Annotated in this window: 28 protein-coding genes and 1 pseudogene; 12 read left to right on the forward strand and 17 right to left on the reverse strand. The window is 60.7% G+C overall.

What is annotated here, in order from left to right; all coding sequences use genetic code 11:
• The first annotated feature begins 41 nt into the window (after nucleotides 1-41).
• Entirely contained in the window at nucleotides 42-254 is a 213-nt protein-coding gene (locus K6118_RS04845; protein WP_247119091.1) for an SMc00767 family acetate metabolism repressor, read from the forward strand.
• A 5-nt stretch (nucleotides 255-259) separates the two neighbouring features.
• The gene (gene rraA / locus K6118_RS04850; protein ID WP_247119092.1) at nucleotides 260-766 is read left to right on the forward strand and encodes a ribonuclease E activity regulator RraA; all 507 of its coding nucleotides are present in this window, start codon (nucleotides 260-262) and stop codon (nucleotides 764-766) included.
• Nucleotides 767-889: 123 nt separating this feature from the next.
• On the opposite strand, the gene metW is transcribed toward rraA, so the two are convergent.
• Both metW and metX read right to left on the reverse strand, forming a co-directional pair.
• Nucleotides 890-1,489 carry a methionine biosynthesis protein MetW gene (gene metW, locus K6118_RS04855; protein ID WP_343269911.1) on the reverse strand — a complete coding sequence of 200 codons (600 nt, stop codon included), beginning with the start codon at nucleotides 1,487-1,489 and terminating at the stop codon, nucleotides 890-892.
• 2 nt (nucleotides 1,490-1,491) lie between these two features.
• Nucleotides 1,492-2,628 carry a homoserine O-acetyltransferase MetX gene (gene metX / locus K6118_RS04860; RefSeq protein WP_247119094.1) on the reverse strand — a complete coding sequence of 379 codons (1,137 nt, stop codon included), beginning with the start codon at nucleotides 2,626-2,628 and terminating at the stop codon, nucleotides 1,492-1,494.
• Nucleotides 2,629-2,830: 202 nt separating this feature from the next.
• Here metX and hisC point away from each other — a divergent pair, with 202 nt between their 5' ends.
• Genes hisC through K6118_RS04875 form a run of 3 tightly spaced genes read left to right on the forward strand, consistent with a single transcriptional unit; the run spans nucleotide 2,831 to nucleotide 6,062 of the window.
• Nucleotides 2,831-3,946, forward strand: a complete 1,116-nt coding sequence (gene hisC / locus K6118_RS04865; RefSeq protein WP_247119095.1) for a histidinol-phosphate transaminase — start codon at nucleotides 2,831-2,833, stop codon at nucleotides 3,944-3,946.
• A complete protein-coding gene (locus K6118_RS04870) occupies nucleotides 3,939-4,862 on the forward strand; it encodes a prephenate/arogenate dehydrogenase family protein (RefSeq protein ID WP_247119096.1) in 924 nt (307 codons plus the stop codon). Before hisC ends, K6118_RS04870 begins: the two co-directional genes overlap by 8 nt.
• Before the next feature lie 3 nt (nucleotides 4,863-4,865).
• On the forward strand, nucleotides 4,866-6,062 hold the full coding sequence (locus K6118_RS04875) for an MFS transporter (RefSeq protein ID WP_247119097.1): 1,197 nt from the start codon (nucleotides 4,866-4,868) through the stop codon (nucleotides 6,060-6,062).
• Here K6118_RS04875 and K6118_RS04880 read toward each other — a convergent pair.
• The 4 genes from K6118_RS04880 to ftsE are packed head-to-tail and all read right to left on the reverse strand — an operon-like array spanning nucleotide 6,043 to nucleotide 9,158.
• Nucleotides 6,043-6,996, reverse strand: a complete 954-nt coding sequence (locus K6118_RS04880; RefSeq protein WP_247119098.1) for a DUF2125 domain-containing protein — start codon at nucleotides 6,994-6,996, stop codon at nucleotides 6,043-6,045. The two genes, K6118_RS04875 and K6118_RS04880, sit on opposite strands and share 20 nt — an antisense overlap.
• The gene (locus K6118_RS04885) at nucleotides 6,993-7,577 is read right to left on the reverse strand and encodes a YdcF family protein (protein ID WP_247119099.1); all 585 of its coding nucleotides are present in this window, start codon (nucleotides 7,575-7,577) and stop codon (nucleotides 6,993-6,995) included. Before K6118_RS04885 ends, K6118_RS04880 begins: the two co-directional genes overlap by 4 nt.
• A gap of 9 nt (nucleotides 7,578-7,586) precedes the next feature.
• A complete protein-coding gene (locus tag K6118_RS04890; protein ID WP_247119100.1) occupies nucleotides 7,587-8,465 on the reverse strand; it encodes a cell division protein FtsX in 879 nt (292 codons plus the stop codon).
• Nucleotides 8,466-8,468: 3 nt separating this feature from the next.
• Nucleotides 8,469-9,158 carry a cell division ATP-binding protein FtsE gene (gene ftsE / locus K6118_RS04895; protein ID WP_247119101.1) on the reverse strand — a complete coding sequence of 230 codons (690 nt, stop codon included), beginning with the start codon at nucleotides 9,156-9,158 and terminating at the stop codon, nucleotides 8,469-8,471.
• A gap of 230 nt (nucleotides 9,159-9,388) precedes the next feature.
• On the opposite strand from ftsE, the pseudogene K6118_RS17490 reads away from it, so the two are divergent.
• From K6118_RS17490 to K6118_RS04910, 4 genes and pseudogenes are all read left to right on the forward strand, one after another.
• Nucleotides 9,389-9,487: pseudogene (locus tag K6118_RS17490) on the forward strand (zinc finger domain-containing protein); the annotation flags it as partial.
• A 78-nt stretch (nucleotides 9,488-9,565) separates the two neighbouring features.
• Complete coding sequence (locus tag K6118_RS04900) at nucleotides 9,566-10,456, forward strand: DUF3426 domain-containing protein (RefSeq protein WP_247119102.1); 891 nt, start codon at nucleotides 9,566-9,568, stop codon at nucleotides 10,454-10,456.
• 6 nt (nucleotides 10,457-10,462) lie between these two features.
• Complete coding sequence (locus tag K6118_RS04905; RefSeq protein WP_247119103.1) at nucleotides 10,463-11,017, forward strand: phosphoribosyltransferase; 555 nt, start codon at nucleotides 10,463-10,465, stop codon at nucleotides 11,015-11,017.
• A 40-nt stretch (nucleotides 11,018-11,057) separates the two neighbouring features.
• Nucleotides 11,058-11,546 (forward strand): response regulator, encoded by a 489-nt coding sequence (locus tag K6118_RS04910; RefSeq protein WP_247119104.1) that lies wholly within the window; start codon nucleotides 11,058-11,060, stop codon nucleotides 11,544-11,546.
• On the opposite strand, the gene lysA is transcribed toward K6118_RS04910, so the two are convergent.
• Genes lysA through argH form a run of 3 tightly spaced genes read right to left on the reverse strand, consistent with a single transcriptional unit; the run spans nucleotide 11,483 to nucleotide 14,279 of the window.
• Complete coding sequence (lysA, locus tag K6118_RS04915) at nucleotides 11,483-12,757, reverse strand: diaminopimelate decarboxylase (RefSeq protein WP_247119105.1); 1,275 nt, start codon at nucleotides 12,755-12,757, stop codon at nucleotides 11,483-11,485. The genes K6118_RS04910 and lysA overlap by 64 nt on opposite strands.
• Before the next feature lie 41 nt (nucleotides 12,758-12,798).
• On the reverse strand, nucleotides 12,799-12,915 hold the full coding sequence (gene lptM, locus K6118_RS17615; RefSeq protein WP_425531538.1) for an LPS translocon maturation chaperone LptM: 117 nt from the start codon (nucleotides 12,913-12,915) through the stop codon (nucleotides 12,799-12,801).
• Entirely contained in the window at nucleotides 12,912-14,279 is a 1,368-nt protein-coding gene (gene argH / locus K6118_RS04920; protein WP_343269912.1) for an argininosuccinate lyase, read from the reverse strand. Before argH ends, lptM begins: the two co-directional genes overlap by 4 nt.
• 128 nt (nucleotides 14,280-14,407) lie before the next feature.
• Between argH and K6118_RS04925 the strand changes: the two genes are divergently transcribed.
• A complete protein-coding gene (locus K6118_RS04925; RefSeq protein WP_247119107.1) occupies nucleotides 14,408-14,995 on the forward strand; it encodes a TlpA disulfide reductase family protein in 588 nt (195 codons plus the stop codon).
• 40 nt (nucleotides 14,996-15,035) lie between these two features.
• Here the strand turns inward: K6118_RS04925 and K6118_RS04930 are convergent, their stop codons facing one another.
• Both K6118_RS04930 and K6118_RS04935 read right to left on the reverse strand, forming a co-directional pair.
• Nucleotides 15,036-15,713, reverse strand: a complete 678-nt coding sequence (locus tag K6118_RS04930) for a glutathione S-transferase family protein (RefSeq protein WP_247119108.1) — start codon at nucleotides 15,711-15,713, stop codon at nucleotides 15,036-15,038.
• Nucleotides 15,714-15,835: 122 nt separating this feature from the next.
• Nucleotides 15,836-17,467, reverse strand: coding sequence for a hypothetical protein (locus K6118_RS04935; RefSeq protein WP_247119109.1), 1,632 nt, complete (start codon nucleotides 17,465-17,467; stop codon nucleotides 15,836-15,838).
• A 196-nt stretch (nucleotides 17,468-17,663) separates the two neighbouring features.
• Between K6118_RS04935 and K6118_RS04940 the strand changes: the two genes are divergently transcribed.
• Together K6118_RS04940 and K6118_RS04945 are read left to right on the forward strand one after the other, a co-directional pair.
• Nucleotides 17,664-18,533, forward strand: a complete 870-nt coding sequence (locus tag K6118_RS04940) for a TrmH family RNA methyltransferase (protein WP_247119110.1) — start codon at nucleotides 17,664-17,666, stop codon at nucleotides 18,531-18,533.
• Nucleotides 18,534-18,631: 98 nt separating this feature from the next.
• On the forward strand, nucleotides 18,632-19,864 hold the full coding sequence (locus tag K6118_RS04945) for a hypothetical protein (protein WP_247119111.1): 1,233 nt from the start codon (nucleotides 18,632-18,634) through the stop codon (nucleotides 19,862-19,864).
• A 78-nt stretch (nucleotides 19,865-19,942) separates the two neighbouring features.
• Here the strand turns inward: K6118_RS04945 and K6118_RS04950 are convergent, their stop codons facing one another.
• The 6 genes from K6118_RS04950 to K6118_RS04975 all read right to left on the reverse strand — a co-directional run bounded on the left by K6118_RS04950 (nucleotide 19,943) and on the right by K6118_RS04975 (nucleotide 26,769).
• Nucleotides 19,943-20,818: a 3-hydroxybutyryl-CoA dehydrogenase gene (locus K6118_RS04950; protein ID WP_247119112.1), complete on the reverse strand. Its 876-nt coding sequence runs from the start codon at nucleotides 20,816-20,818 to the stop codon at nucleotides 19,943-19,945.
• Nucleotides 20,819-20,905: 87 nt separating this feature from the next.
• The gene (locus K6118_RS04955) at nucleotides 20,906-21,835 is read right to left on the reverse strand and encodes an electron transfer flavoprotein subunit alpha/FixB family protein (protein ID WP_247119113.1); all 930 of its coding nucleotides are present in this window, start codon (nucleotides 21,833-21,835) and stop codon (nucleotides 20,906-20,908) included.
• Entirely contained in the window at nucleotides 21,835-22,581 is a 747-nt protein-coding gene (locus K6118_RS04960; protein ID WP_247119114.1) for an electron transfer flavoprotein subunit beta/FixA family protein, read from the reverse strand. Before K6118_RS04960 ends, K6118_RS04955 begins: the two co-directional genes overlap by 1 nt.
• A 187-nt stretch (nucleotides 22,582-22,768) precedes the next feature.
• The gene (locus K6118_RS04965; RefSeq protein WP_247119115.1) at nucleotides 22,769-23,335 is read right to left on the reverse strand and encodes a cob(I)yrinic acid a,c-diamide adenosyltransferase; all 567 of its coding nucleotides are present in this window, start codon (nucleotides 23,333-23,335) and stop codon (nucleotides 22,769-22,771) included.
• A gap of 12 nt (nucleotides 23,336-23,347) precedes the next feature.
• Nucleotides 23,348-23,545 carry a twin transmembrane helix small protein gene (locus tag K6118_RS04970; protein WP_247119116.1) on the reverse strand — a complete coding sequence of 66 codons (198 nt, stop codon included), beginning with the start codon at nucleotides 23,543-23,545 and terminating at the stop codon, nucleotides 23,348-23,350.
• A 107-nt stretch (nucleotides 23,546-23,652) separates the two neighbouring features.
• Complete coding sequence (locus K6118_RS04975) at nucleotides 23,653-26,769, reverse strand: calcium-binding protein (protein WP_247119117.1); 3,117 nt, start codon at nucleotides 26,767-26,769, stop codon at nucleotides 23,653-23,655.
• Between the last annotated feature and the right edge of the window lie 54 nt (nucleotides 26,770-26,823).

Here is a 26,823-nt window from a genome sequence, read left to right on the forward strand (position 1 = left end):
ATAAAATTATCAAACAGCCCCTTGGTATTTTGGAGACGATAATGACGACTAAGCCCACCGAAGAAACGACGATGGACGAGAGCAAGGAAATGGCGATCCGTCAGGTAGCGAATGCGCTCCACCGCCTGAACGATGCTGTCATTGCCGCCGTGGGCAAAGGCGTCACGGTTGAATTGATGCGCGCCTCGCGCTATCATAATGAACAAGGTGCCTGGGGCGATATGCTGGTACCGATCATCCATAAGCAGGACTAGAACTGATGCCGCTTGGCAAGATAGTCGCGCCTGCCCTTGCAACTGCCGATGTTTGCGACGCGCTCGGCAAGAAAGTGGCGGTTTTGCCGGTGGATTTTCAGGACTTCGGCGGGGTCAGCGATTTTGCGGGCCCCGCCGTTACTCTTCAAACGCTTGATGACAACACCAAGGTGCGCGCGCTCCTCGAGACCGAGGGCGAAGGCCGGGTGCTTATCGTGGATGGTGGCGCGAGCGACCGCGCGGCGCTGGTGGGCGGTAACCTCGCCGCCCTTGCCGCGGGGAACGGCTGGGCCGGGCTTGTGGTCTATGGCCGCGTGCGGGACCGGCATGAGCTGTCGGTCGAAGATGTCGGCATCAAGGCGCTGGGCAGTTGCCCGCGCAAAAGCGAAAAGCTGGGCCGAGGTGACGTGAATGTGGAAATCGCCATCGGCGGCGTGACCATTCACCCCGGTGACTGGATCATTGCCGACGCCGACGGTGTCGTCGTTTCCAAAGAACTGCCGTCGCTCTGAACAGCATAGCATGGACCCTGAAACAAGTTCAGGGTGACGACGAGAAGCAACGTCTGCAGCATACCCCCTTCCGTCATGCTGAACTGGTTTCAGCATCCATGGGGTTAGGTCAGTCTTATCTCTTTATTTTTCCAGAAGAAACAGCGCCTGATCGGCGAACCAGTTGGCGCGGCCGCGGCTCATTTGCAGGCGGGTGCCGTCGGCGCTGTGGGGCACGAATTCCTTCACCGTGATGCCTTCGGCTTCGATGAGGTCGAAAAGGTCGAGGATGGTACAGAAATGGATGTTATCCGTGTTGTACCAGGTTTTCTCCAGGGCCTTGGTCACCGGCATCCGGCCGCGGAACATCAGGCTGGACCGCACTTTCCACTGGCCGAAGTTCGGAATGGTCACCACCGCTTTTCTGCCGATCCGCAGCAGCGATAACAGCACCTCGCGCGGGTGGTAAACCGCCTGCAGGGTTTTCGACAGGATCACATAGTCGAAGCACTGGTCCGGGTATTCGGCCAGGTCATTATCGGCGTCACCCTGCACCACGAACAGGCCCTTGGCGACGCATTCGTTCACGCCGGACTGGCTGATTTCGATGCCGCGGCCGTCCACATCCCGGTTGGCGCCCAGCCATTCCAGCAGTTCGCCGTCACCGCAGCCGACGTCCAGCACGCGGCTGCCCGGTTCGATCATGTTTGCGATCAGTTTCAGGTCGGGGCGGAGGTTGGTCATGGTCATGGCGCCAGCCCCCGTGTCCGGGCTGCGGCGGTCATGAAGCCCCTCAGCATATGGTCCATCTCCGGTACGTCGAGGAGGAAGGAATCATGCCCGTGCGGTGCCTCGATCTCGGCGAAGCTCACGGGCACGCCTGCGGCATTGAGCGCATGGACGATGCGCTTGTTCTCCGCCGTCGGGTACAGCCAGTCGGAGGTAAAGCTGATCACGCAGCAGCGCACGTGCGAAGCGCCCTTGAAGGCGTCGGCCAGACGGCCATCATGCCGCCCGGCGATATCGAGATAGTCCATCGCCCGGGTGATATAGAGGTATGAATTGGCGTCAAACCGGTCGACGAAGGTGCTGCCCTGATGGCGCAGGTAGCTTTCCACCTGGAAGTCGGCGTCGAAGCCGAAGGTGACGGCCTCGCGCGCTTGCAGGTTACGGCCGAATTTCTGCGTCAGCGCATCTTCGGACAGGTAGGTGATATGCGCGGTCATGCGCGCGACCGACAGGCCCTTGTCCGGCTTGGAATCATGGTCGTAATAGCGGCCTTCGCGCCAGCCCGGGTCCGCCATCACCGACTGGCGGCCGACCTCATGGAAGGCGATATTCTGGGCCGTGTGGCGCGCGGCGGTGGCCAGCGCCACGGCGCTATGCAGCCGTTCGGGGTAAGTGGCCAGCCATTCCAGCACCTGCATCCCACCCATGGAGCCGCCGATGATCGCCATCAGCGTCTCGACGCCCAGATGGTCCAGCAGGGCGGCCTGCACGCGCACCATGTCGCGGATGGTGATGACTGGGAAATCAATGCCGTAAGGCTTGCCGGTCGCCGGGTTGGTCTCGCTCGGCCCCGTGGTGCCCAAACAGCTCCCCAGCACGTTGGAGCAGACGACGAAATATTTATCGGTATCGATCAGCTTGCCGGGGCCGACGAGGCGGGTCCACCAGCCGGGCTTGCCGGTGATCGGGTGGTCGCTTGCCACGAATTGGTCGCCGGTCAGCGCATGGCAGATGAGGATGGCGTTGGAGCGTTCCGCGTTCAGCGTGCCGTAGGTCTCGAACCCGACATTGACCGGAGACAATAGGGCGCCGCTGTCGAGCTTTAAGGGCTCGGCCTCGAAAAGGGTGGCGCGCTGTCCGGTCGCGGGTGTCATCGTCTCTGCTCCATCAGGCCCACGCACGGGCCTCAAGTGGCGGACAGGAAAGCCTCCCTCGGGGGCTATTGTCAACGCCCGTAAAACTTTCGCAGTGGATTAGGAAACTTTCCTTTGCCTTTAAGGAGCTCTGTGGCTAGTTCTATTGCCCTGAAACCCTTGGTTTCCTTACGTTTGAAACCTTTTTGTTGGAGAGACTGCCATGACGGCGCCGAAGGCACACGCCTGGATCGATGAAATGAAGCCCTATGTCCCTGGTAAATCCAAGGCATATGGCCATCATCATCCGGTCAAGCTGTCGTCGAACGAGTCCGTCTATGGCCCGAGCCCGAAGGCCATGGAGGCCTACCGCGCCGCCACCGAAGGCATGATCCGCTATCCGGACGCGGAATCGGCGGAGCTGCGTGCCGCGATCGCCGAGGTGCATGGCCTGGATGTCAGCCGTGTCATCTGCGGCGCTGGTTCGGACGATATTCTCACGCTGCTGATTCACTCCTACGCCGGGCCGGGGGATGAGGTGATCTACAGCCAGTATGGCTTCATGGTCTATCCGGTGCAGACGGAAGCCGTGGGCGCGACAGGCATTGCGGTCCCCAACAAGAACTGGGCGCCGGATGTGGACGGTATCCTTGGGGCGGTGACCGAACGCACCAAGCTTGTCTTTATCGACAACCCCAACAACCCCACAGGCACCTATGTGCCGTGGAATGAGATCGAGCGCCTGCACGCGGGCCTGCCGAAGCATGTGCTGCTGGTGCTGGATGGCGCCTATGCCGAATGCGTGACGGCGGCGGACTATCAGGCGGGGGCGGCGCTGGTGGAACGCGCCGAGAACGTCATCATGACGCGGACCTTCTCCAAAATGTATGCGCTGGCGGGTCTAAGGGTCGGCTGGGGCTATGGCCCTGCGGCGGTGATCGATGTTCTCAACCGTGTGCGGATGCCGTTCAACGTCAGCGTGCCGGCGCAGGCCGCGGCCGTGGCAGCCGTGAAGGACCAGGACCACTTGAAGGCTTCGGTTGCCTTCAACGCCGAATGGCGGGCGTGGGAGACGGCGGCGCTGAGTGCCCTCGGACTCGATGTCGTCCACAGCGAAGCCAACTTCCTGCTCGTCGGCTTCCCGACCGAAAGCCCGTTCACGGCGCTGGAGTGCAACGAGTATCTGATGAAGAACGGTTATATCGTGCGCGCGCTTTCCGTGCTGCCGGATCACCTGCGGATTTCCATCGGCAGCGAGCAGCAGAACCGTGGCGTCATTGCGCTGATCACAGACTTCATGAACGGCTCGCCCGAGGCGGGGGAGGCTTCCGATGGCTGAGCAGATCCATTTCGACCAGATCACCATCATCGGCGCTGGCTTGATCGGCTCCTCGATTGCGCGCGCGGTCCAGCGCGGGCAGCTGGCCGACCGGTTGGTGCTGGCGGATGAAAGCATCGAGGTCTGCACCGAAGCGCAGCGGCTCAAGCTTGCCGATGCCTGCATGACAGATGCCGCTTCGGCGGTGGAAGGCGCGGACCTTGTGGTGCTCGCCGTGCCCGTGGGGGCCATGGCATCGGTGGGGGCGGCGATCGCGCCCAGCCTCAAGGCCGGGGCTATCGTCACCGACGTGGGCTCGGTCAAGGAAAGCGTTTTCAAGTCGCTCAGTCCCCTGTTGCCCGCGCATGCGCATCTGATCCCCGGCCACCCGGTGGCGGGGACGGAACGGTCCGGCCCCGCGGCGGGGTTTGCCTCGCTGTTCGATAGCCGCTGGTGCATCCTCACCCCGCCCGACGATGTGGACGCGGCCGCGCTTGAGCGCCTGTCCGCTTTCTGGACCGCGCTCGGCAGCAAGGTGGAAATCATGACCGCGCCGCACCATGACCTGGTGCTGGCGATTACCAGCCACGTGCCGCACCTGATAGCCTACAATATCGTCGGTACCGCCTCCGACCTTGAGACCGTGACCCGGTCCGAGGTGATCAAATATTCCGCGGGCGGCTTCCGGGATTTCACCCGCATCGCCGCCAGTGACCCGACCATGTGGCGGGACGTGTTCCTCAATAACAAGGATGCGGTCCTTGAGATGCTGGGCCGCTTTAGCGAGGACCTGACCGCGCTTCAGCGCGCGATCCGTTGGGGGGACGGCGACCAGCTTTTCGACCTGTTCACCCGCACACGGGACATCCGCCGCCGCATCATCGATGCCGGTCAGGACGAAGCCGAGCCGGATTTCGGCCGTACCCACAAAGGCTAGGCCATGACAGACGCGCCCGACCCCCAAAGCCCCAAGCGGACACTGCCGCGGGGCATTTGGGTGCTTGGGTTCGTGAGCCTGATGATGGATGTCTCCTCCGAGATGATCCACAGCCTGCTGCCGCTTTTCCTGGTGACCAGCCTGGGCGCGAGCGCGGCGGTGCTTGGTCTTATCGAAGGGCTGGCTGAGGCGGTGGCGCTGATCATCAAGATATTCTCCGGCGCGCTTAGCGACTATCTCGGGCGCCGCAAGGGGCTGGCGCTTCTGGGCTATGGCCTCAGCGCCGCCACCAAGCCGCTGTTCGCGCTTGCGGGCACGCCGATGGCGGTGCTGGCCGCCCGCCTCGCCGACCGGGTCGGCAAGGGCATCCGCGGCGCGCCCAGGGATGCGCTGATCGCCGATATGACCCCACCCGAGAAACGCGGCGCCGCCTTCGGGCTCCGGCAATCGCTTGATACCATTGGCGCGTTTCTGGGGCCCTTGATGGCGACCGGGCTCATGCTCCTGTGGGCCGGGGATTTCCGGGCGATTTTCTGGGTCGCGCTCGCGCCCGCGCTCCTTGCGGTCAGCCTCCTGGGCTTCGGCATCAAGGAACCACCCCATGCGGGCGACGGCAAGCGCACCAACCCGTTGAAGGCGGCCGCCCTCAAGCAGCTCAGCCCGGCCTTCTGGCGCGTGGCGGTGATCGGCGCCATCTTCGCGCTCGCCCGCTTCAGTGAGGCCTTTCTGCTGTTGCGTGCCACCGGTGAGGGCCTGCCCATCGCCTATGCGCCCCTGGTGATGGTGGCGATGAATATCGTCTATGCCCTGTCGGCCTATCCGTTCGGCTGGCTGTCCGACCGCCTGAGCCGGGAGCGGCTTCTGATGCTTGGTCTCTTCGTGCTCATCGCCGCCGATGTGGTGCTGGCGTCGGCCGCGCACTGGGGGCTGGTGTTTGTCGGTGTCTCGCTGTGGGGGCTGCATATGGGCATGACCCAGGGCTTGATGGCCGCGATGGTGGCAACCACCGCGCCGGCGGATCTGCGCGGTACCGCCTTCGGCTTCTTCAACCTGTTGAGCGGGATTGCCATGCTGGCCGCCAGCGTCGCGGCCGGGCTTATCTGGGATAAGCTCGGACCCAATTATACCTTCTATGCCGGTGCCGGTTTCTGCGTGCTCGCGCTTCTGGCGCTGGTGATGCCTAGTCGATCACGGGCTTAAGCGCCATCACCTCGGTGCCGTCCACCATGACCGCGCCATTTTGCAGCATCACCGAAATCGGCGTCGCCTTGGCGCCAAGCGGGGACAGGGCGTCCCCGGTATCCATGCCGAAGGTGTCCTTGAAGTAGGCGGCTGCGGCCTTGCCGCCGGCGACTTCCAGGCTGATGCTGCCAAGCGGCTTGAAATTTTCATCAAGCGCGAGGCTGCCGTTGCCTTTGATGCGGGCGCCGTCCAGGTTCAGGCTCAGGTCGCTGAATTCCATGATGCCGCCGCCGTTCGTCCAGGCGGTCAGCTCGTCCCTAGTCCAGTCCTCGACGACCGGGCCTGAAATGCCGCCTTCGGCGTCAAACTGCACGGCGCCTTTACGGGCGGTGACTTTGAAGTCCAGGAAGCGCGCGCCATAAAGCCCACTGTCCTTGCCGTCTTTCACCGTGCCGGGCCGCAGGAACACTTGCCAGCCATCCAGCGAGGTCGGGGCATCGAGGCCGGGGGCCTTCTCAAGCGTGAAGTCATCTGTTGTGTAGCTGTCGACCACGATGATCGGGCGGCCGTCTTCGTGGGTACGGTAGCTTGCGCGTACATACCCGTCTTTCATTTCCCACGCGTCATCCGCGGCGTTGGCTTCCACGCCCCAGGCTTCGGCCATCCAGTGACCGGGGGTCCAGAGGTGGCTGACCAGCGTCAGCTTGTTCGCCCGGAAGCCGAACCCGCCCGAGCGCGTGCCGACGCGCGGTTTGTCGATGGTGATCATGATCCGGTAGGGGAAGCCCTCCAGCTTCACCCGCCCATGGTCCGCCTTCAGGCCACTGTCGCGCCAGCTATCCATGGTGGCGACAATGTCTTTCTGCACCTTCATCCCGGCGGTGTACCAAAGCCCGGTATAGAGAAGCACGGCAAGAAGAACGGAACCGAGGAGGGCGTGAAAGCGGGTCATGGGGCATACTCATAAACTTGGTCCGGCAACAACTGCCCGACCACGGTAAACAGATATTTGGTATATTCCTTGACGAGAAGATGCAGCGGTCGCCCGGTGTTCACCGGGAAGGCGATTACCTCGGCCTCCGGCATCACGTGGCGGAACAGCAGCAGGCTTCTCGGCATATGGTAATCGGCGGTTACCAGGATCAGCCTGTGGAAGCCGTGTGCCTCGACCCAGGTGCGGGATTCCGTGGCGTTACCATACGTGTTGCGTGCAATACGGCCCAGGTCGACGCAGCAGTCGAACAGCGCCGGGTCGGCACCCGTCAGCTTGCTGAGCTCGGACCGGACGACCGAGGGGTGCACGCCGGAAATGAACAGCCGCTTGGCGCTTTTCCGCGCGAGCAGGTCCATGCCCGCTTCCAGCCGCCCGGCGCCGCCTGTCAGCACGATGATGGCATCGGCGTGTGGGGCAGCCTGGGCGTCAACATGGGGCAGGCGCATGACATAAAGCCCGAAGCCAAGCGCCCAGAAGACCAGCAGATACAGCGGCAGTCGGATCAGATAGCGCCTGAGCGTTCGTTTGCTGCCTGCCATCAAAGGTCCCTACATCAGCTCAAGAAGGGCGCGGCGCACGGTAATACGTGCGGTCACCATGGTGATCAGGCCGGACATCAGCGGCAAAAGCGCCAGCCACATCAGGCTCGATGCGGCAGGCAGACCGGCCTGGATAAGCCCTTGGCCCATCTCGGCCGCGAGCCGGATCAGCACATAAAGCGTCAGCCCCGCCATCAGCACGCCGAACAGTCCACCCTTGAGCCCGTGGCCCAGGTAGCGTTCGTCGAACGCCTTGGAGATGGTTTTATCCTCCGCCCCCATCAGGTGCATGATCTCGATGCTTTCCCGGTGGCTTGCAAGCCCGGCGCGGCAGCCGAAGATCACGATGGCGACGGTACAGAGCACGACCATCACCACGATCCCGGCCAGCAGAAGCTGGACAACACCGGCAAGGTCGAGGATCTGGGTCATCCAGGCCTGATGGTCATCCAGCCGGGCGCCGGGGGCGGTGGCGCGCAGCCGTTCGCCCAGGCCCTTGATGTTGACCGCATCGGCCTTGGTGAGCTTGACCTCAATCAGCGTCGGCAGGGGCAGGCCGGTATCGGTCGGCATATCGCCGAGCCAGGGCCTCAGGAGCCCGATCACGTCCTCTGTCGCCATCACGCTGGCTTCCTTCACCCCCGGCGTGGCCCGGAGCATGGTGAGGACGGCGTCGGTCTGCTGCTGGCGTTCGTGGGGCTCATCAACGACGATCTGGACGGAGAGGTTGGAAGTCAGCCCGGCGCTCCAGCGTTCAAGGCCACGGCCAAGCGCGAGCGCGGAGGTCAGCGACAGCGCGCACAGGAACAGCATGACGCCGATCACCCAGGGCAGCAGCCCTTCGCGCTGGTTCTGTTTCGGCAGGAATTGAAGCGTGCGTCCCCACATGGCTCAGTCCTCCCCCGGGTCGAACGGTGTCCCGCCCTCAATCTGGCTCAGTTCGCCCTTGTCGAGGCTGAGGATCGGCGCGCCGATCATCTCCACTAGTTCCTCGTCGTGGGTGGCGACCACGATGGTGGTGCCGATTTTATTGAGCTCGACAAACAAATGCATCAGCCGCCGTGCCATTGTGGGGTCGACGTTACCTGTCGGTTCATCGGCGACCAGGAGGTCGGGCTTGTTGATGACTGCGCGGGCGATGGCGACGCGCTGTTTTTCCCCGCCGGACAGCGTGGCCGGGCGGGCGTGCATCCGGTCTTCAAGGCCAACCCAGCTGAGGAGTTCCTCGACATGGTCGGCGACCTGGGCCTTCTTGGCGCCCTGGATACGCAGCGGCAATGCGACATTTTCAAACGCTGTCAGGTGGTCAAGCAGGCGGAAATCCTGGAACACGACGCCGATCCGGCGCCTGAGGCGCGGCAGGGCTTCCCGCTCCAGCGTCGCCAGGTCGCGGCCAAAAAAATTGACGAGCCCGCGTGACGGCCGGTGCGCGAGATAAAGAAGCTTCAGAAGGGTCGTCTTGCCCGCACCCGACGGACCGGTCAGGAAATGGAACGATCCACGGTCGAGCGAGAAGCTGATGTCGCGCAAGACTTCGGTACCCATTCCGTACCGCATGCCGACATTTTCGAATGTAATCATGACTGCTCCTGCTTGCCCGCGCGCAGAATTACACAGGACGTGGTTCCAGTCCAGAGGCGGGCAAATTTGTCGCGCAGGGCCTGCCTCATCGCCAATAAGTAGGCCATATAGCCTGATTATGTCGGCTCATGCTTGTGTTTTTTGCCTGATTCCCTATAGAGTTGGACAACCTCCCGGTCTAAGATCGGGGGACGTGATTCAACGACCATGTTGATGTTTGGACCGAATGTATGATCCTCGTTTGCCCGTCGTGTAAGGCGAATTTCAAAGTTCCTGATGGGGCGATCCCCCCTGAGGGGCGCAAGGTTCGCTGTGCCAAATGCAAACATAGCTGGCACGCCACCCCCAATCAGGCCTTGAAGCCCAAGCCCACCGCCCGGCCGCAGTCTCCTGCGGCGGCGTCAGTTATGGCGGGGTTGGCAGGCGATATGGATGCCGGGATGGCCGCGCGGACAGTGCAGATGCGGCGGGAGCTTGGTGCCAAGCCCCAGGCGTATGATGCCGGTCTGCCCGCAGACGATGAAAGCTTCGACGAAGACGGCGACTATACGGGCCGGGAAGTGCCGGACTTTGCGGAAGACGAGGTCGAAAGCGCGGACGATTTTGGTGTCGGTGCGGCGCTCAGGAGCAGCCTTGCCGATGTCAGCGATGAGATCGATGCCCTGTCAGACGAAGCCTATGACGGCGAAGAGGCAGAGGATGAAGACGCCTACGACGATGATGACTTCCTCGCCCGTCGCCGGGCGGAGCAGCGCCGTCAGGGCGAACGCGATGCCCAGGTACGCATGAAGCGGGTCATCATGGCCGGGTGGGGCGTGCTGCTTATCGCGATCCTGTCGCTCCTGTATGTCGTGATGTTCGAACGTGCCGCCCTTGTCGAGAAATGGCCGGCGAGCCAGGTGCTGTACCGCTGGCTGGATAGCGGGCGGGATATTGACCGCCTGCGCCCGGATGATGGCCGCAAGTTGACCAAGCCGATCACTGAATCGGAGGTCAAGCTTTCTGCCTCGCTTGAGGAGCCGAAGGTCGAACAGCGGGACGGCAAGATGGCCTTGGTCCTCAATGGCTATGTGGTCAATGAAGGCAACCGGGCCGCCAATGTTCCCAAGTTGCAGATCAACATCACCGATGGCAGTGGCAAGGTTCTGGATAGCTGGACGTTCGATCCGCCGGGCCTGGTGCTCCGCCGGGGCAGCCGCTTGCCGTTCGAGCAGGCGCGCAGCCCGATCCCGATCGGGGCAGCGCGGGCCGAGGTCAAGGTGCTGGACGGCACCAAGTCGACGACCAGCGCGGAGTAGGGGCCCATGCATTATTTCTTCGACTGGGGACAGGCAGGCGATCAACACCACGGTGTGGAACCGGTGTTCACCAGCGATGAAATCCTTGCCCGGGTCGATGAACTGGCCGCCCAGCTTGTGCGCTGGTTCGACGAGGAGCCTGTCGCCCAGGTGGTGATGAACGGCGCCATGATGTTCGCGGCCGACCTCACCCGGGCCATGTCCAGCCGGGGTTGTGTGATGGAGATGGACTTCATCCATGTCAAAAAAGACCGCCGCAAGGACAATGTCGACCTCGTCGCTGCGTCAGAATTGCCTGTCGAAGGCCGCGAAGTATTGGTGATCGACGACATATTCGAGAACGGCCGGACGCTGTCTTTCGCCAGCAATTATTTTATGGCGCAGGGGGCTCAATCGGTCACAAGCGTTGTGTTGCTTGACAAAAGTGGGGGTCGAGCGACTAATATTAAGCCTGATTTCATTGGTTTCGAGTGCCCCGATATTTTTGTTATCGGTTATGGAATGGACATTGCATACAGATATAGGGAGCTGCCCTTCATCGGCAAAATGGGGCGCGCCTGAAAAATATTAATTTTTAAGTCCATCGCGGGAAGGAAATCCTGTGGCTCGAATTTTGGTTGTAGAGGACGAGGAGTCCGTCCGCGAATATGTTTCGCGGGTGCTCAGCATGCACGGCCACAGCGTCCTGACAGCCAATGACGGCGCCGAAGGCGTGGACCTGATGTCCGACCATCATTTCGACCTGCTGATCACCGATATCGCCATGCCGCTGATGGACGGTATTTCGCTTGCGCTCAAGGTGCGGGCAAGTCGTCCGCATGTCCCGATCCTGATGATGACGGGCTATGCCAACGAACGCCAGCGCGCGCATAACCTGTCGCTGCTCATTGAAGGCGTGCTGTCGAAGCCCTTCTCGATGGACCAGCTTCTGTCAGCGGTGAATGATGCCCTGAAGAAAAGCCGGGAGGCCCGGGGGCTTACACAGCACCCGGCGGCTCATCCATCACCAGCAGCGCAGCCTGCGCCTCAGCCCGAACCTGTCAGCCAGGTCGGGACCTCATCGAGCGACAAGAGCTCTTCCAAAGACTGACGTTTGCGCACCACCGCGTAGCGCGTGTCATCCACCAGCACTTCCGGCACCAGCGGCCGGCTGTTGTAGGTGGAGGACATAACGGCGCCATACGCCCCGGCTGACTTGATCGCGACCAGGTCCCCGGCCTTCAAGGGCGTGGTCTTGCGCGCTTTCGCGAAGGTGTCGCTGCTTTCGCACACGGGGCCGACGAAGTCCGCCTCCAGCGTGGCGTCGGTTTCGGCTTCGCGTACCGGCACGATGGCGTGATAGGCGTCATACATCGCCGGGCGGCCGAGGTCGTTCATCGCGGCATCGAGGATATAGAAGGTGCGGTCGACGCCTTTTTTCTCATAAAGCATCCGCGTGACCAGCACCCCGGCGTTCCCGGCGATCAGGCGGCCGGGCTCCAGGATGATGCCGCAATCGAGGTCACCCAGGACTTCACGGATCATGGTGCCATATTCGGCGGGCGCGGGCGGCGCGGCCTGTTCGGGGTCATACGGAATGCCAAGGCCGCCGCCGAGGTCGATATGACGGATGTCATGGCCTTTCGCGCGCAGGTCCTTCACCAGCGTGACCACCTTGGCGAAAGCCTCACGGAACGGTGCGAGGTCGGTGAGCTGCGAGCCGATGTGAAGATCGACGCCGACGGCTTCCAGATGCTCCAACTCCTTGATACGGGCATAAACCGCATCCACCCGCTGCCACGGAATGCCGAACTTGTTTTCCGACTTGCCGGTGGAGATTTTGGCGTGGGTCTTGGCGTCCACGTCCGGGTTCACCCGCACGCTGACAGGCGCCGTCAGGCCCATTTCCCCGGCGACGAGGTTGAGGACTTCAAGCTCGGCTTCGCTTTCGGCGTTGAACTGCTTGATGCCCGCGCGCAAGGCCGCGTGCATTTCCTCAGGCGTTTTGCCGACACCGGAAAAGACGATGCGGTCACCCGGAATACCGGCCATCAGGGCGCGGGTCAGTTCGCCCAGGGACACCACGTCAGCCCCGGCGCCTTCACGCGCCAGGGTGCGCAGGACCGCCTGGTTGCTGTTGGCCTTGACCGCGAAGCAGACGAGGGCGTGAACGCCCTGAAAGGCTTCGGAAAAGACCTGGAAGTGGCGCTTGAGCGTCGCCGTGGAATAGACATACACCGGCGTGCCAACCTCGAGCGCGATGGTCTCCAGCGCGACGTCTTCGGCGGAAAGCTTGCCTTCTTTATAAGCGAAATGGTCCATGGGCGGGACTCCTTCAGGGGCGCGCATGCGGGCCGGGGTTGTTACCCGGCCGGTTTTTCCTGATAGGCGGGCGGCGGGTTCACGTCACCCTTCTTGCCACAGGCGCTGAGGTTGAGGCCAAGGGCAATAAGCCCGGCAATCATGACCAGCTTTTTCATTTCAGGCTCTCCTTCGCGGCCTTGACGGCGGCGCGCACATTTTCGGGCGCGGTGCCGCCGAACGAGGTGCGGCTCATGACCGAGGCGTCGACGGTCAGCACATCATACACATCCGCGGTAATGCGCGGCTCAACCGCCTGCATGGCATCGAGCGGCAGGGCGGAAAGGTCGATGCCGCGGGTTTCGGCTTCCTTGACCACGGCGCCGGTCACATGGTGCGCGTCCCTAAACGGCAGGCCCAACACGCGGACGAGCCAGTCAGCCAGGTCGGTCGCGGTCGAGAAGCCCTGGCCCGCGGCCTTTTTCATCGCGCTTGTGTTGGGGCGGAAGTCCTGCATCATGCCGGTCATGGCGGCGAGGCACAGGGCGAAATCGTCCACGGCCTGGAACACGGGTTCCTTGTCTTCCTGCATGTCCTTCGAATAGGCGAGCGGCAGGCCCTTCATCACCACCATCAGCCCGTTCTGCGCGCCCATGATGCGGCCGACTTTTGCGCGGATCAGCTCGGCGGCGTCCGGGTTGCGCTTCTGCGGCATGATCGAGGAGCCGGTCGAGAAGCCGTCCGACAGTTCGAGGAAGCGGAAGGCGGCGCTGGCCCACAGCACGATCTCATCAGCCAGGCGGGACAGATGCACGGCCGAGATGGTCAGGACGGACAGGAACTCAAGCGCGAAATCCCGCGCCGAGACGGCGTCGAGCGAATTGGCCATCGGCCGGTCGAAGCCGAGCGCTTCGCTGGTCATGTGCCGGTCGATCGGGAAGCTGGTGCCCGCAAGCGCAGCCGCGCCCAGCGGGTTCTCGTTCACGCGCTTGCGGCAATCGGCAAGGCGGGCGCGGTCCCGGCTCAACATTTCATAGTAAGCCATAAGGTGATGGCCGAGCGTCACCGGCTGCGCGGTCTGCAAATGGGTGAAGCCGGGCATGACATCGCCCGCATGCTTTTCGGCCTCGTCAACGATCGCACCCAGAAGGCCAGCGTAAGCCACATCGAGCTGGTCGATGGCGCCCCTGACCCACAGGCGAAAATCGGTCGCGACCTGGTCGTTGCGGGACCGGCCGGTATGGAGCCGCGCGCCGGCGTCACCGACGAGCTCGCGCAGGCGGGCTTCCACATGCATGTGAATGTCTTCAAGCTCGGGCTTGTATTCCATTTCCCCGGCTTCGATTTCGGCCTGGACCTGGTCCAGCCCCTTATGGATGGCGTCCTTGTCGGCCTCAGTAATGATGCCCGCTTTCGCCAGCATGGCCGAATGCGCCTTCGAGCCCGCAATATCCTCACGGTAGAGGCGCCGGTCAAACCCGATCGAGGCATTGATTTCCTGCATGATGGCCGACGGTCCACCGCCGAAACGGCCGCCCCACATGCTCTGGCCCTTGCCCGCATCAGCAGCTGTGCGCTGATTTGTCCCGGTTTTGTGATCGGTCACGGCCTTGCCTTTCTCATTGGTCTTACTATGGTGGTCGCTCATGTTTCTAATACCTGGAGGGATACATGCCTAAGAAGGCCCTCATCCTTATCGTTGGTCTCATTGTTGCCATCGGCGCTGGCGCCGCAGCTTATCGGGCAATGATGCCCGGCACAATGTCTGATGCACCGATAAATTCTTATCTGAAGGGCGAGATGGCCAAGCTGTCCTTGCCCGAGAAGCCGGTGAATATTGGTGACTATCGGGTCCTTATCCCGGGGGAACGCGCGATCAGGATCAGCTCCCTCAAGGGCAAGGCGCTGCTTGTCAATATATGGGCGCCCTGGTGTGCCCCGTGCCGCGAGGAAATGCCGGAACTTGCCAACCTCCAGAAGAAGCTGGGCGATGACAAGTTCGAGGTTGTGGCCATCAGCGTCGGCAAGGGCAGCCTCGGTGAAGCGCAGGACACGCTGGATGAATGGGGCATCAAGGGCCTCAATGTTTATGCAGACCCATCTATGAAGATCGCGTTCGAGCTTGCCAAGGGGGCGCTGCCGACCAGCTTTATCGTCGGTGCCGACGGCAAGGTCCGCGCCATGTATCTCGGCCCGCTCAAGTGGGACGGCGATGACGCGGTCAAGCTCTTCACCGCGCTGAAGGCAGGCAAGATCTAAATCCGCCAGCCTTCAGGTCAGCCTTCAGGCCTGTAAAGAATTAGCCCAGGTGTGTGGCGTCAGGGGCGATCTCGTCCTGCGTCACCACCTGGGTTTCCTTTGCCGCGGCTTCATACCAGGCGTTCACAAACGGATAGGCGCGCACGGCGTCCCGGTAGGCGCTCGCGGTTTTGCTGAGGCCGATGCCATAGCTGAGGAAGCGCGCCACCACCGGGGCATACATCATGTCCGCCGCGGAAAAGCCGCCGAACAGGAAATCGCCACCCGCGCCGAAACGCTCCCGCGCTTCTGCCCACAGGGCATCGATCCGGCTGACATTTTTCTGAACCGCGTCTGAGAGCGTGAGGCCGTGCCGCTGATCCCGCAGGTTCATTGGTGCCGCCGCGCGGAGCGCCATGAAGCCGCTGTGCATTTCCGCGACGATCGAGCGGGCAAAGCCGTAAGCTGCCATCTCGTCCGGCCACCAGAAACGCCCGGGCGCCAGCCGGGCGCAATAATCGATGATCGCCAGCGAATCCCAGACCTTCACATCGCCATGCTGAAGCGCGGGCACGAAGCCGGACGGCGACAGCGTCTTGATGCGCTCATGAAATTCAGGGGTGTCGAGCGGAAGGTTGATTTCCGAGAACTCGAGCCCGGTGTGGGTGACCGCCAGCCAGCCGCGGAGCGACCAGCTTGAATAGGTTTTGGTGCCGGTGATGATGGTCAGGTCTGTCATGAGGAAGCCCTTTTGCCAAATGATGAAAACACGAGTATGAAGTCCTGCTCTCCCTGGCAGGGTGGAAGCAATTTTTTTAAGCCACCTACTATTGATCAAATCTGGGTAATTGTCCCCATGGTTTATTTTGTTAGTCCCGTTAGTCCCGCGATTAGGAAAGTGGCCAGGACATAGCCCATCAGGGTGTGGACATAGAAATAATAGCGGACACAATCTTTTTTGAGTTCAATTGCATAGTGAGCGTCCCTGAGTTTCACAAAGGGAAGTAGCATGTCTAGAGAATAGATGAGGCCCAGCGGCTGGTCATCTAGGTCCTTCTCCTCGTTGTATCTGAGGAAAAAGTAGCCTACGAGCACCAGAATGCCAATCCACCAGAGAGACCGGAACTGATAGTTTCCGTAGCCATATCCTATGGTGGCCATAAGCAGGGTCTGCCATATCCATTCAAGGCAGTTTGTTTGGTGCCGGACGTGTTCGCGACCGGCAAAAAGAATGTGGTTGGCCTCGTTATATTTTCCGTAGTAGCGCAGGACGGAAGCTAATTGCTCATAAGGATAGGTGGATGATGCGGGGTCGCGCGCCAGCCAGTCCTGATATTGGCTAACGGGCCGCTCCAGAACGTCAGACTGATGTTCATTCAAGATGGGGCCCCCAAGGCGCTGATATTTGAAGCCTTGCAGATCAATTGTTGCAGGCCATGAGTCATTTGAATCCACCAAAGTGGTAGCTGCAGTATTCCGCAAAATCAGCTTTGCTCCTTCACGCCATGTTGGCGGGCCTCTTCGCCTAGCGGAAGGGTCATCTTGTGCGGCCAGGATATTCTGCCGGGTCATGGTGCCAAGATTGAGATCACCCTCGATAACCGTGCTTGTCAGGTTCACGGTGCTAAAGTTTCCGCCCGATATATCGACATTGCCAATGTGGGCGAGATTGATCCTAACTTCTTCTTCAGCTGTAAACTGTTGTCGCAGCCAGACATTGCCTTTGACTTGGATTCCACCCATGAGCAGCTTGCCGTGAACAATGGCGCCGGAAAGGTCGACGAGCCGGTCGATGTTTGCGATGGACATGTTTAAAGTCTGAAATTCTGTTGGGGTGTGGGCAATCAGTGCGTCTCCCACGGTAGTAGAGTCCAATCTGACGTTCTTGAGGAATTTTGCGCCAGTCATGTTGAATCTTCCGTTTATGGTGGAAGCAGCAAAAGACGTGTCGTCAGCAAATATGCTGTTTTGCAGGAACAGGAATCTTCCTACCTGCGAGGTTTCCATGGTGAAACGGCCGGAAATGTAGCTGGATCGTATTACAAGAGCATTTGTCAGTATGCTGCGAGAGAGATCAACGCCCTTTTCAAAGCGAGATCTCTCGATGAACAACGTGAAGGGGATCTTGCCATCAGAAAGGTGGAGAGTTTCATTGAACCAGGCACCAGATATGAATATGCCATGCCTGTTGATACACTCCCGATAAGGTTTATCGAACAATATCGTCTCGATGAACGCACTACTGAGCTTCCTGGTTTCATCCCAACCATCACTTTTGTTAACAGCAGGAGAGGCGCCGGCTTTTTGGTTGAAGTCTGCGCTCAGGTGGTTGGATATTTGCTGCCATGCCCAGCGTTCGGCAGATGTCCAACTGGATTGAGGCGGGGTGGGACAGTCCGAACGGGCGGATGTGCTGGTTGAAGAGGCTTCTACGGGAGGCCCGATAACAATAATGGCCAGAGCAATGACCATATACCCCCATATCGTACGCATGTTCTATGCCCCCTAATATGTACTCCATTGGCCTCAATACTGCACAATTATATATTATAATAATACAATTGATAATTGTTATTGTGTTGACATAGGAAGTGTCCCAGTTTTGGTGTCCGTACTTTTCTTTATATTCCTGCTGTTTTTTGACCCCCATTGCTCATAAGAAGAGAGCCGGATAGAAGCGAGGTTTTCAATGGCGCATATGGACAGGTTTGGTCCGCTGGTTACAAGCCAGCAAAACGCACGGGTGAAGGCGGCGCGGTCGCTGGCGCAGAAGAAGTTCCGCCAGAAGGACCGGACGTTCCTGGCCGAGGGCGAAGCTTTCCTGCGCATGGGGCTCAAGGCCGGGTTCGAGCTTCGCGAAGTCTTCGTGATCGATGACAGCCTCAGCCGTATCGACGACCTGCTTCATGCGGGCCATGTTCGCGCGCGCGATGTGGCGCTGACCACGCCTGCGGTGCAGGCCTCTCTCGCCGGACGGGACAACCCGCAGGCGGTGATCTCGGTCTTCCGGCAGAAGGCGCTGACGCTTGATGAGGTCGAGCTGAAGGAAAATGCCCTGTGGGTGGCGCTGCAGGAACCGCGGGACCCCGGCAACCTGGGGACCGTCATCCGCACGGCGGATGCCGCAGGCGCTGACGGTGTCATCCTCCTCGGCGGCGGGTGTGACCCTTACGGTCCTGAGGTGGTGCGTGCCAGCATGGGCTCGCTGTTCGCGGTGCCGGTTATCCGCGCCGATCTGAAGGCCTTCCGCGACTGGCAGACCATGGCGGCCACGCCCGGGCAGACGGTCGGTCTCGCGCTTGAAGGCAGCACGATCTATACCGACGCCGAGTATAGCGCCCCGCTGATCCTGATGGCCGGGAACGAACAGACCGGCCTGCCGGAGGCCTACCGCGCGGCGTGTGACCGCCTCATCCATATCCCGATGGCGGGGGAGGCGGAATCACTCAATCTCGCCGTCTCAACCGCGATCGTGCTCTATCATGCCGCCCATGCGCTGCACCGGTTCCAGGGCGAACGCGCTACCCCGTCCACGCTGGATTTCAAGCCGCAGGGCTGACGTCCGGGGCTGCCTTTTTCCGTACCGCCGCAGGTTCACAGAATCCCGTCCCCGTCCGTATTCAGTCTGAACCCAGGCTATAGGACAGGGAGAGCAGCATGATCATCAGTTACGATACGGACTCGGAAGATACCGAAGGCAACAAGGTCCTTCCTGGCCTTGTGAACAACATCAACGCGGCGATCGCGGAGCGGATCGAAGCCTCCGGCGGCCTGGCGAACATTGGCCACTATCAGCTTTTCGGCTCGCCTGAGGGCCAGCATCTTCTGGATGACCTGCCGGGAATGCTGAATTTCACCACGCTCACCTTCTATTTCAAGTCCGGCAAGGACCCGGCGGGCCTGTGCCCGATGCAGGGGCTCGAGGGCACGACCGACACGTCGGCCTCCATCCTTTATGGCAGCAAGGTGACGTCGCAAAGCGCGCCGCTTGCTTTCAGCAATTTCGATGTGATCACCGAGCTGACCACCTTCTATGCCTACACCAATATTACGTCCGAGCAGAAGCGCTATGGCCGCCGGTTGGTGGCGCTGAATGTGGTTGGCTATAAGGACGGCGCCGCCGCCACGGCCTTCGTCATGCCGACCACGAAGGGCAAGCTCTCGGGCGCGACCGACTTGGCTTCCCTGCGGACGAAGGTGGAGGAATTCAATGGCGGCAGCAGCTACCAGATCGGCGAGCTGACGGTGCCGATGAACCTGTCGCTCAAGGCTGGTGACAAACGGGTGAATATCATCAATGTCGGCCTGAACCAGTTCAAGGGGAAGAGCTGCTATTATATCGCCGGGATCGGGCTTTATAGCGGCCTGCCGAACGCCAGTTTCGCCTTTGAAAGTGCCAAGGTCACCAAGGTTGAATTCCTCTTGGATTTCGAGCAGGTGGCGCGCACGGGGGATGGTGACTTCGGTTCCTACGAAGTTACCTTCCAGGCCACCAACAGCAACCGCAACCTGGAAATTTCCCAAACCGGCAGCACCCACACGCTGACTGTGCCGTCGGTCAGTGTCGGGGTCTTTCAGGGTGCCAGCGTCGGTATCGGCAGCCCCTACAGCTACAGCCGGACCTCGATGAAAAGCCGCCAGAAGGAAAAGTCGGACCAGACCCAACTGACCGAAAAGCTGACGGTGGCCCTACCGCAGACCTATTACCAGCTGAAGCATTTCACCGGGGCGAAGGTGGAGGATGTGATGGCGACCATCAGGGTTACCACCAAACCGCGGGAGGACAGCGACGACACCCAGGTCAACAGTGTCTCCGTGCCGCTCGGCCAGAAGCTTTTGTTGTGTGCGACCGAGGATGCCGTGGCCAACACCGTGGTCGCCACGATCTGACGCACAGCTTCGGTGGGGCTATAAGAAAACGGCCCGAGGTGGAATGCCTGGGCCGTTTTTCTTTTGCGTTTTTTAAGCTTAGCGGGTCGGCACAGGCTCGCCCTCACCACGGTAATCATAGAAACCGCGGCCGGTCTTGCGGCCGAGCCAGCCGGCTTCGACATATTTTACCAGCAGCGGGCAGGGGCGGTATTTGCTGTCGGCCAGGCCATCATACAGCACCTGCATGATACTGAGGCAGGTATCGAGGCCGATGAAGTCGGCCAGCTGCAACGGGCCCATCGGGTGGTTGGCACCCAGGCGCATGGCGCTGTCGATCGCCTCGACGCTGCCGACGCCTTCATACAGCGTATAGATGCCTTCGTTGATCATCGGCATCAGGATACGGTTGACGATGAAGGCCGGGAAATCTTCCGAAACCGCGGTGGTCTTGTCCAGGCTTTCGGTGAAGTCCTTGAAATGCTCGAACGTGTCCTTGGCGGTGGCGATGCCCGGGATCAGTTCCACCAGTTTCATCACCGGCACCGGGTTCATGAAATGAACACCCATGAATTTTTCCGGGCGGTCGGTGCTTGCGGCCAGGCGGGTGATGGAGATGGAAGACGTGTTGGAGGCAAGAAGCGCGCTCGACTTCAGGTGCGGGCACAGTTCCTTGAAGATCTGGGTTTTGATCTGTTCGTTTTCGGTCGCGGCTTCGATCACCAGGTCGCAGGCGTGAAGAGCCTTCAGATTGTCGGCCAATGTAATGCGGCTGAGGGCTGCATCCATTTCCTCACTGCTCATGCGGCCTTTGCCGACCGTGCGGGAGAGAAACTCGCGAATGACGCCAAGACCGGCTTTAGCATGCTCCATCGAGACATCGGAGAGCACCACATCCATACCGGCGACTGCACAAATATGGGCAATGCCATTTCCCATTTGCCCGGCGCCGATAACACCTACCTTGTCGACCATGTTTCCCTTCCCTCAGTTTTTCAAAAGCCTTCCTAAGGCCTTTATACAAGAAGGGCGCCCCGAAAGGCGCCCTTTTTTTCAGCTTTTTTAGCCGAGGGCTTTCTCGAGCGCTGGTACCGCCTCGAAGAGGTCGGCCACCAGGCCATAGTCCGCCACCTGGAAGATGGGAGCTTCCTCATCCTTGTTGATGGCGACGATGACTTTACTGTCCTTCATGCCCGCCAGGTGCTGGATCGCGCCGGAGATGCCAACGGCGATGTAAAGCTCGGGGGCGACGATCTTGCCGGTCTGGCCGACCTGATAGTCGTTCGGGACAAAGCCCGCATCCACAGCGGCGCGGGAAGCACCGACTGCGGCACCGAGTTTGTCGGCAACCTTTTCGATGATGGCGAAGTTCTCGCCCGAGCCCATACCGCGGCCACCGGAGATGATGATCTTGGCACTTGTCAGTTCCGGACGGTCCGATTTCGACAGTTCAGCGCCGACGAACGAGGAGATGCCGGCTTTTGCTGCAGCTGCAACAGTTTCAACGGCGGCCGAACCGCCTTCTGCTGCGGCCTTTTCGAAGCCGGTGGCGCGCACGGTGATGACCTTCTTGGCGTCGGACGACTTGACGGTCGCGATGGCGTTACCGGCATAGATCGGGCGCTTGAAGGTGTCGGTGTCGACCACTTCGACGATTTCCGAAATCTGCGCAACGTCGAGGGCTGCGGCCACGCGCGGCATGATGTTTTTGCCCGATGCGGTCGCTGGCGCCAGCACGGCGTCATAATCACCCGCGAGGCTGATCACCAGCGCGGCGATTTCTTCAGCGAGCGGGTGGGCATAAGCCGCATCGTCCGCCATCAGTACCTTGGCAACGCCGTCGATTTTGGCGGCAGCGTCCGCGGCAGCCTGGCAGCCGGAGCCGGCAACCAGAACGGTCACATCACCGAAAGCCTTGGCGGCGGTTACGGTGGCGAGGGTTGCGTCCTTAACGGATGCGTTATCGTGTTCTGCAATGACAAGAGCGGTCATCAGATTACCCCCTTCTCTTTAAGTTTGGCGACCAGTTCTTCGGCGCTTTCGACCTTGATGCCAGCTTCGCGCTTCGGCGGTTCCTCAACCTTGAGGGTGGTAAGGCGCGGGGTCATGTCGACACCGAAATCACCCGGGGTCTTCTCGTCGATCGGCTTGCGCTTCGCCTTCATGATGTTCGGCAGCGACGCATAGCGCGGCTCGTTGAGGCGCAGGTCGGTGGTGACGATCGCGGGCATGTTGAGCTTCACGGTCTCAAGGCCGCCGTCGATCTCGCGGGTGACATTCACGCTGTCGCCGTCCAGTTCAACCTTGGAGGCGAAGGTGCCCTGTGCCCAGCCAAGAAGCTGTGCCAGCATCTGGCCGGTCTGGTTGCAGTCGTCATCGATCGCCTGCTTGCCGAGGATCACGAGACCCGGTGCTTCGGCGTCCACAACGCCCTTGAGGACCTTTGCAACCGCGAGCGGCTCGGTCTCACCGTCATATTCGACCAGGATGCCGCGGTCGGCGCCCATGGCGAGGCCGGTGCGGAGGGTCTCGGTCGCGGCTTTGGGGCCGATGGAAACAACGACGATTTCCTCAGCCTTACCGGCTTCCTTGAGGCGGATCGCTTCTTCGACGGCAATTTCGTCGAAGGGGTTCATGGACATTTTGACGTTGGCGAGTTCAACGCCGGTGTTGTCGGATTTCACGCGCACTTTGACGTTATAATCGACGACCCGTTTGACGGGGACCATGATCTTCATGGGGATACTTCTCCCGGTTATTGTGCGGGGCAACAATGCCCTTAGAAACTTGTTTGTCCGGGCACGGGCAAAAGCGCCCAAACCCTTGGAATATTCAGGGGTACACAGCGTTAAACCATCGCCAAACCCGAGTCAATGCAGCGCAGCAAAAGCGGCGTTGCCGTAACGTCGGATCGTCCCGTTATTATCAGCGATTGGCGCCGGGTACCCAGAGCACATCATCCGCGCCGCCGCGGTTGAGGTGCCTCGATAGGACAAATAGGTGGTCCGACAGCCGATTCAAATATTTTATCGCCGCGGGGTTGATGGCCTCTGACCGGGCAGCGGTGATGGCATGGCGTTCGGCGCGTCTGACCACGGTGCGCGCCAGGTGCAAATGGGCGCTGGCCGGGCATCCGCCGGGCAGGATGAAGCTTGAAAGCGGTGCCATTTCGGCGTTCATCGCATCGATCTCGGCCTCAAGCCGGATGACCTGTTCATCGGTGATGCGGAGGGTCATCTCGGACGGCGTGAAATCCTCTCCCGGGGTGGCCAGGTCGGCACCCAGGTCGAACATGTCATTCTGGATGCGCATGAGCATCTGGTCGGCATCACCCTCGGTGGTCAGCCGCGCGAGCCCGATGACGGCGTTGGCTTCATCGACCGTGCCGTAGGCTTCGATGCGGGCCTCATCCTTGGCGACACGGCGGCCGTCCACTAGGCTGGTTTCGCCCTTGTCGCCACCGCGGGTATAGATTTTGGTCAGCCGCACCATGAGGCAGGGGCCTTAGTTATGCGATGCTGCGAGCGCGAGGATGAAGATCAGAAGCACGGTGACCGCCTGGAAAGCGATGCGAAGCCGCATCAGCTTGTTGCCCCACTTCTTATTGAACTCACCGCCCCTGGCCATGGTGATCACCCCGGTGATCAGGATACCGAGGGTCGCGAACATGGTCAGGATCGCCAGAATGAAAACGGCTTTCATACGCCTAAACTCACCCAAGATTTCAGAATGGCCCCACTATAGGCCTCTCACCTTGAACAGCAAGGGTTAACAAGGGTGGCGATCCGTCGCAGGGGTGCCCATTCCCGTCAGAAGGTGATGTCCATATGGTCGATGTCACTCGTGGTCAGGCCAACAAGGAAGATGGTGTCACTGCCGGCCGTGTCGATCCAGAGGCCGGAGACGCCGCCGATCGTGACGGTGCTGGCGTGCGCATGAATGTCTGCCAGGCTGGTGAAATTTATCCCCGTGGCCGACAGGTTCAGGCTGTCGGCATCGGTGTTGAAATCCTTGATCGTGTCATTGCCGTGCCCTGACTTGAAGACGAACGTATCGGCGCCGTCACCCCCTGTCAGCGTATCGTCGCCGGTGCCGCCATTGAGGGTGTCGTTGCCGCTGCCGCCAGTGAGGCTGTCGTTGCCAGCACCGCCATAAAGGGTGTCATTGCCGTCCACGCCTTCAAGCGTATCGTAGCCGTCGCCGCCATAAAGCAGGTCCTTGCCGGTGCCGCCCAGCAGATGGTCATTGCCGTCCCCGCCATAGAGGGTGTCGTTGCCCACGCCGCCATCCAGGGTGTCATTGGACTGGCTGGCCGGTCCGGGGCCACCATAAAGGATGTCGTTGCCGTCCTGGCCTGCTATGTCGTCATTGCCGACACCGCCCCCCAGCACATCGTGGCCCCCGGCGCCATAAACTTTGTCATCGCCGCTGCCGGCCCAGATGACGTTGGCGCCGTCGCCCGGGTTGTTGCCTGTCTGTGCGAGCGTTACGATGCCGGTGTTGTTGGTGTCGGTCCATGTGCCGCCGACAAGCGTGTCGTTGCCGTCGCCGCCGAACAGGGTGTCAGCGCCGTCCCCGCTGGTGCTGGACGTGCCGAAGGTAACGCTGCTGGTACTGGAGCCGCCGATGACCAGGTCGTCGCCTGGGCCGCCGCCCAGAATATCGTCGCCATTGTCCCCGCGCAGGGCGTCATTGCCAGTCCCGGCGAAGACCTGGTCATTGCCGTCACCGGCTGTCACCGTATCATTGCCGTCGCCGCCTGAGACGAAATCGTCGCCGGCCTGTCCGGCGATGAGGTCGTTATTGTTGCCCCCATTCATGGTGTCGTTGCCGGTGCCACCGAACAGGGTGTCATTGCCATCGGCGCCGTAAACCGTATCGTTGCCGGCACCGCTATAAAACAGGTTGGCGGCACCTGAGCCCGAGATATGATCGCCATAAGCGGTGCTGGTGATATTCTCGATCGCAACCAGTGTGTCATTGCCACTGGCTCCACTGCCTGTGCCAGTGGCGAGGTCGATGGTAACCGCACCCGACGCGCTACTATAGTCCGCGGTGTCGATGCCGTCTCCGCCGTCAAGCAGGTCTCCGCCCGCGCCGCCATCAAGCGTATCATCGCCACTGTCGCCACTGACGGTGTCGTTGCCACTGCCGCCGTCAATAACATCGTTGCCACTGCCGCCATACAGGCTGTTACTGCCGCTATCGCCGGAAATGGTGTCGTCAAACAGTGACCCGGCGATATTTTCGATACTGGTCAGTTGGTCATTAAGTCCGGCGCTGGTGACTGTGCCGGCGGCGAGGTCGGCGACAATGCCTTCGCTAAGGCCGAGCTCATCCCCCCCTAAGCTGAAGGAGTAGAAATATTCGGCCAGGTCCGTTCCGGTCCCGCCATCGAGGTGATTGTTACCGAGGCCTGCTATGATCTTGTCATTACCTGCACCGCCATTGAGCGTGTCGCTGCCATTGCCGCCGTACAGAACGTCGTCGCCAGCGCCGCCATAAAGGCTATCGGCGCCTTCCGAGCCGAGGATAGAATCTCTGCTGCTGGTGCCATATAGGCTCCAGCCATCCGCGAGATAGGCATCATTGAACCGGAGCAGGGGATAGGAAGTCACCGTCTCAAGGTAAGCTTCATGCGTGGTGGGGGACAGGAGCATGACGCCATTGATGCCTTCAAAATAGTCGAGATGGACCTGATACGTGGTGCCGCCAACCTTAATCTGCTCTATGCCCGTTATACGGATGGTCTGGTCGCCGAACTGGATTTGCGGCATATAGCTATAGGTTGTTGCCGTAACGCTACTGCTGGCAATGACACCGAGGCTGAAGCTGAGGTCGGACAGCGATACATTGTCCCCGAACACCAGCGTATCGGTTCCCTCATTGCCTGCGATATCCAGAAATGACGACTGACCATTGCTGACGATGAAACTGTCGTCGCCATATCCGCCTTCAAGGGTTTCGGAGCCCGCCCCCGTGGTGATGGTGTCGTCTCCCAGGCCGCCTGTAATGCTGTCGAGTGCGTGCCCGGTATAGCTCTGCCCGACGAAGGCATTGTCGATAAAGAAGCTGTTATCCAGGTTGGCGGAAGGCACATTGACCACCACGGCCAGAATTTCGTTTGTCGCGGTAAGCCGAACAACGGCAGAGGTCTGGCCGTTAATATCGGTATCGCTGAGGGAAAGGTCAGACCGCTGCAGGCCATCGAGCGCCAACCTCTGGGGGTGGTATGGCGTTGAAGGGGAGAAATCATAGATAAGGTCGGCGTTGGCGACGTCCGCTGCGCCGTCGCCTGCGCGCAGGACAAAATAGGCTTCACCGGACGCGGACATCGTGTCGGCGCCTGTTCCGCCATCGATGATATTATAAAAAGAGCCGGAAATGCTATCATTCCCGCTCCCTCCCGCGAACCAGCCAATACCTGTCATTACGTCATCGCCGGCGCCTGCGTCGACGTGGCCAAACGCCCGGTTGGAGTCGGTGGCCGAGATGGTATCGTTGCCGCCCCCGGTCGCCAGGTCATAGTCGTTCTGGCTCTTCAGGTTGCCGGTATTATTATAGGTGGAGACCACGATATCTTCCGGCGCGTCGGTCGTCGTTACCGAAAAATAATTGTTTTGAGAATAGAGGGCATAGTGCTCGAAATTATGGACAGCCGTAAGGTCGGCAAAGTTGAGCGTATTATGGCTGGGGTCGTATAGGAGAATATCCAGGCGGTCGTCGCCGTTGCCGCCGTTCAGGTCATTGGCGGTCAGGGCTGCTGTTGCCGCGATGCCCAGTGTATCATCACCATTCCCCATATTGACGGTATTGATGCCGCCGGGTTCGAAAACATAGTCGTTTCCATCCAGCATGGTAACTGTGTCATCCGCGCCTGTGCCCCTGAAGATGTCGTGGTTGCTGGTCCCGGTATAGTTGGCCATGGATCGTCCTATAGTAAAATCACATAAAATCAGGGAGAGACGTTATGGGCGTGC

It is taken from the genome of Kordiimonas marina (assembly GCF_023006325.1).
Taxonomy (GTDB): domain Bacteria; phylum Pseudomonadota; class Alphaproteobacteria; order Sphingomonadales; family Kordiimonadaceae; genus Kordiimonas; species Kordiimonas marina.

Coding starts and splice junctions, on each gene's coding strand:
- K6118_RS04845 (WP_247119091.1), top strand. CDS start 42: ATGACGACTAAGCCCACCGAAGAAACGACGATGGACGAGAGCAAGGAA.
- rraA (WP_247119092.1), top strand. CDS start 260: ATGCCGCTTGGCAAGATAGTCGCGCCTGCCCTTGCAACTGCCGATGTT.
- metW (WP_343269911.1), bottom strand. CDS start 1,489: ATGACCAACCTCCGCCCCGACCTGAAACTGATCGCAAACATGATCGAA.
- metX (WP_247119094.1), bottom strand. CDS start 2,628: ATGACACCCGCGACCGGACAGCGCGCCACCCTTTTCGAGGCCGAGCCC.
- hisC (WP_247119095.1), top strand. CDS start 2,831: ATGACGGCGCCGAAGGCACACGCCTGGATCGATGAAATGAAGCCCTAT.
- K6118_RS04870 (WP_247119096.1), top strand. CDS start 3,939: ATGGCTGAGCAGATCCATTTCGACCAGATCACCATCATCGGCGCTGGC.
- K6118_RS04875 (WP_247119097.1), top strand. CDS start 4,866: ATGACAGACGCGCCCGACCCCCAAAGCCCCAAGCGGACACTGCCGCGG.
- K6118_RS04880 (WP_247119098.1), bottom strand. CDS start 6,996: ATGACCCGCTTTCACGCCCTCCTCGGTTCCGTTCTTCTTGCCGTGCTT.
- K6118_RS04885 (WP_247119099.1), bottom strand. CDS start 7,577: ATGGCAGGCAGCAAACGAACGCTCAGGCGCTATCTGATCCGACTGCCG.
- K6118_RS04890 (WP_247119100.1), bottom strand. CDS start 8,465: ATGTGGGGACGCACGCTTCAATTCCTGCCGAAACAGAACCAGCGCGAA.
- ftsE (WP_247119101.1), bottom strand. CDS start 9,158: ATGATTACATTCGAAAATGTCGGCATGCGGTACGGAATGGGTACCGAA.
- K6118_RS04900 (WP_247119102.1), top strand. CDS start 9,566: ATGGCGGGGTTGGCAGGCGATATGGATGCCGGGATGGCCGCGCGGACA.
- K6118_RS04905 (WP_247119103.1), top strand. CDS start 10,463: ATGCATTATTTCTTCGACTGGGGACAGGCAGGCGATCAACACCACGGT.
- lysA (WP_247119105.1), bottom strand. CDS start 12,757: ATGGACCATTTCGCTTATAAAGAAGGCAAGCTTTCCGCCGAAGACGTC.
- lptM (WP_425531538.1), bottom strand. CDS start 12,915: ATGAAAAAGCTGGTCATGATTGCCGGGCTTATTGCCCTTGGCCTCAAC.
- argH (WP_343269912.1), bottom strand. CDS start 14,279: ATGTGGGGCGGCCGTTTCGGCGGTGGACCGTCGGCCATCATGCAGGAA.
- K6118_RS04925 (WP_247119107.1), top strand. CDS start 14,408: ATGCCTAAGAAGGCCCTCATCCTTATCGTTGGTCTCATTGTTGCCATC.
- K6118_RS04930 (WP_247119108.1), bottom strand. CDS start 15,713: ATGACAGACCTGACCATCATCACCGGCACCAAAACCTATTCAAGCTGG.
- K6118_RS04935 (WP_247119109.1), bottom strand. CDS start 17,467: ATGCGTACGATATGGGGGTATATGGTCATTGCTCTGGCCATTATTGTT.
- K6118_RS04940 (WP_247119110.1), top strand. CDS start 17,664: ATGGCGCATATGGACAGGTTTGGTCCGCTGGTTACAAGCCAGCAAAAC.
- K6118_RS04945 (WP_247119111.1), top strand. CDS start 18,632: ATGATCATCAGTTACGATACGGACTCGGAAGATACCGAAGGCAACAAG.
- K6118_RS04950 (WP_247119112.1), bottom strand. CDS start 20,818: ATGGTCGACAAGGTAGGTGTTATCGGCGCCGGGCAAATGGGAAATGGC.
- K6118_RS04955 (WP_247119113.1), bottom strand. CDS start 21,835: ATGACCGCTCTTGTCATTGCAGAACACGATAACGCATCCGTTAAGGAC.
- K6118_RS04960 (WP_247119114.1), bottom strand. CDS start 22,581: ATGAAGATCATGGTCCCCGTCAAACGGGTCGTCGATTATAACGTCAAA.
- K6118_RS04965 (WP_247119115.1), bottom strand. CDS start 23,335: ATGGTGCGGCTGACCAAAATCTATACCCGCGGTGGCGACAAGGGCGAA.
- K6118_RS04970 (WP_247119116.1), bottom strand. CDS start 23,545: ATGAAAGCCGTTTTCATTCTGGCGATCCTGACCATGTTCGCGACCCTC.
- K6118_RS04975 (WP_247119117.1), bottom strand. CDS start 26,769: ATGGCCAACTATACCGGGACCAGCAACCACGACATCTTCAGGGGCACA.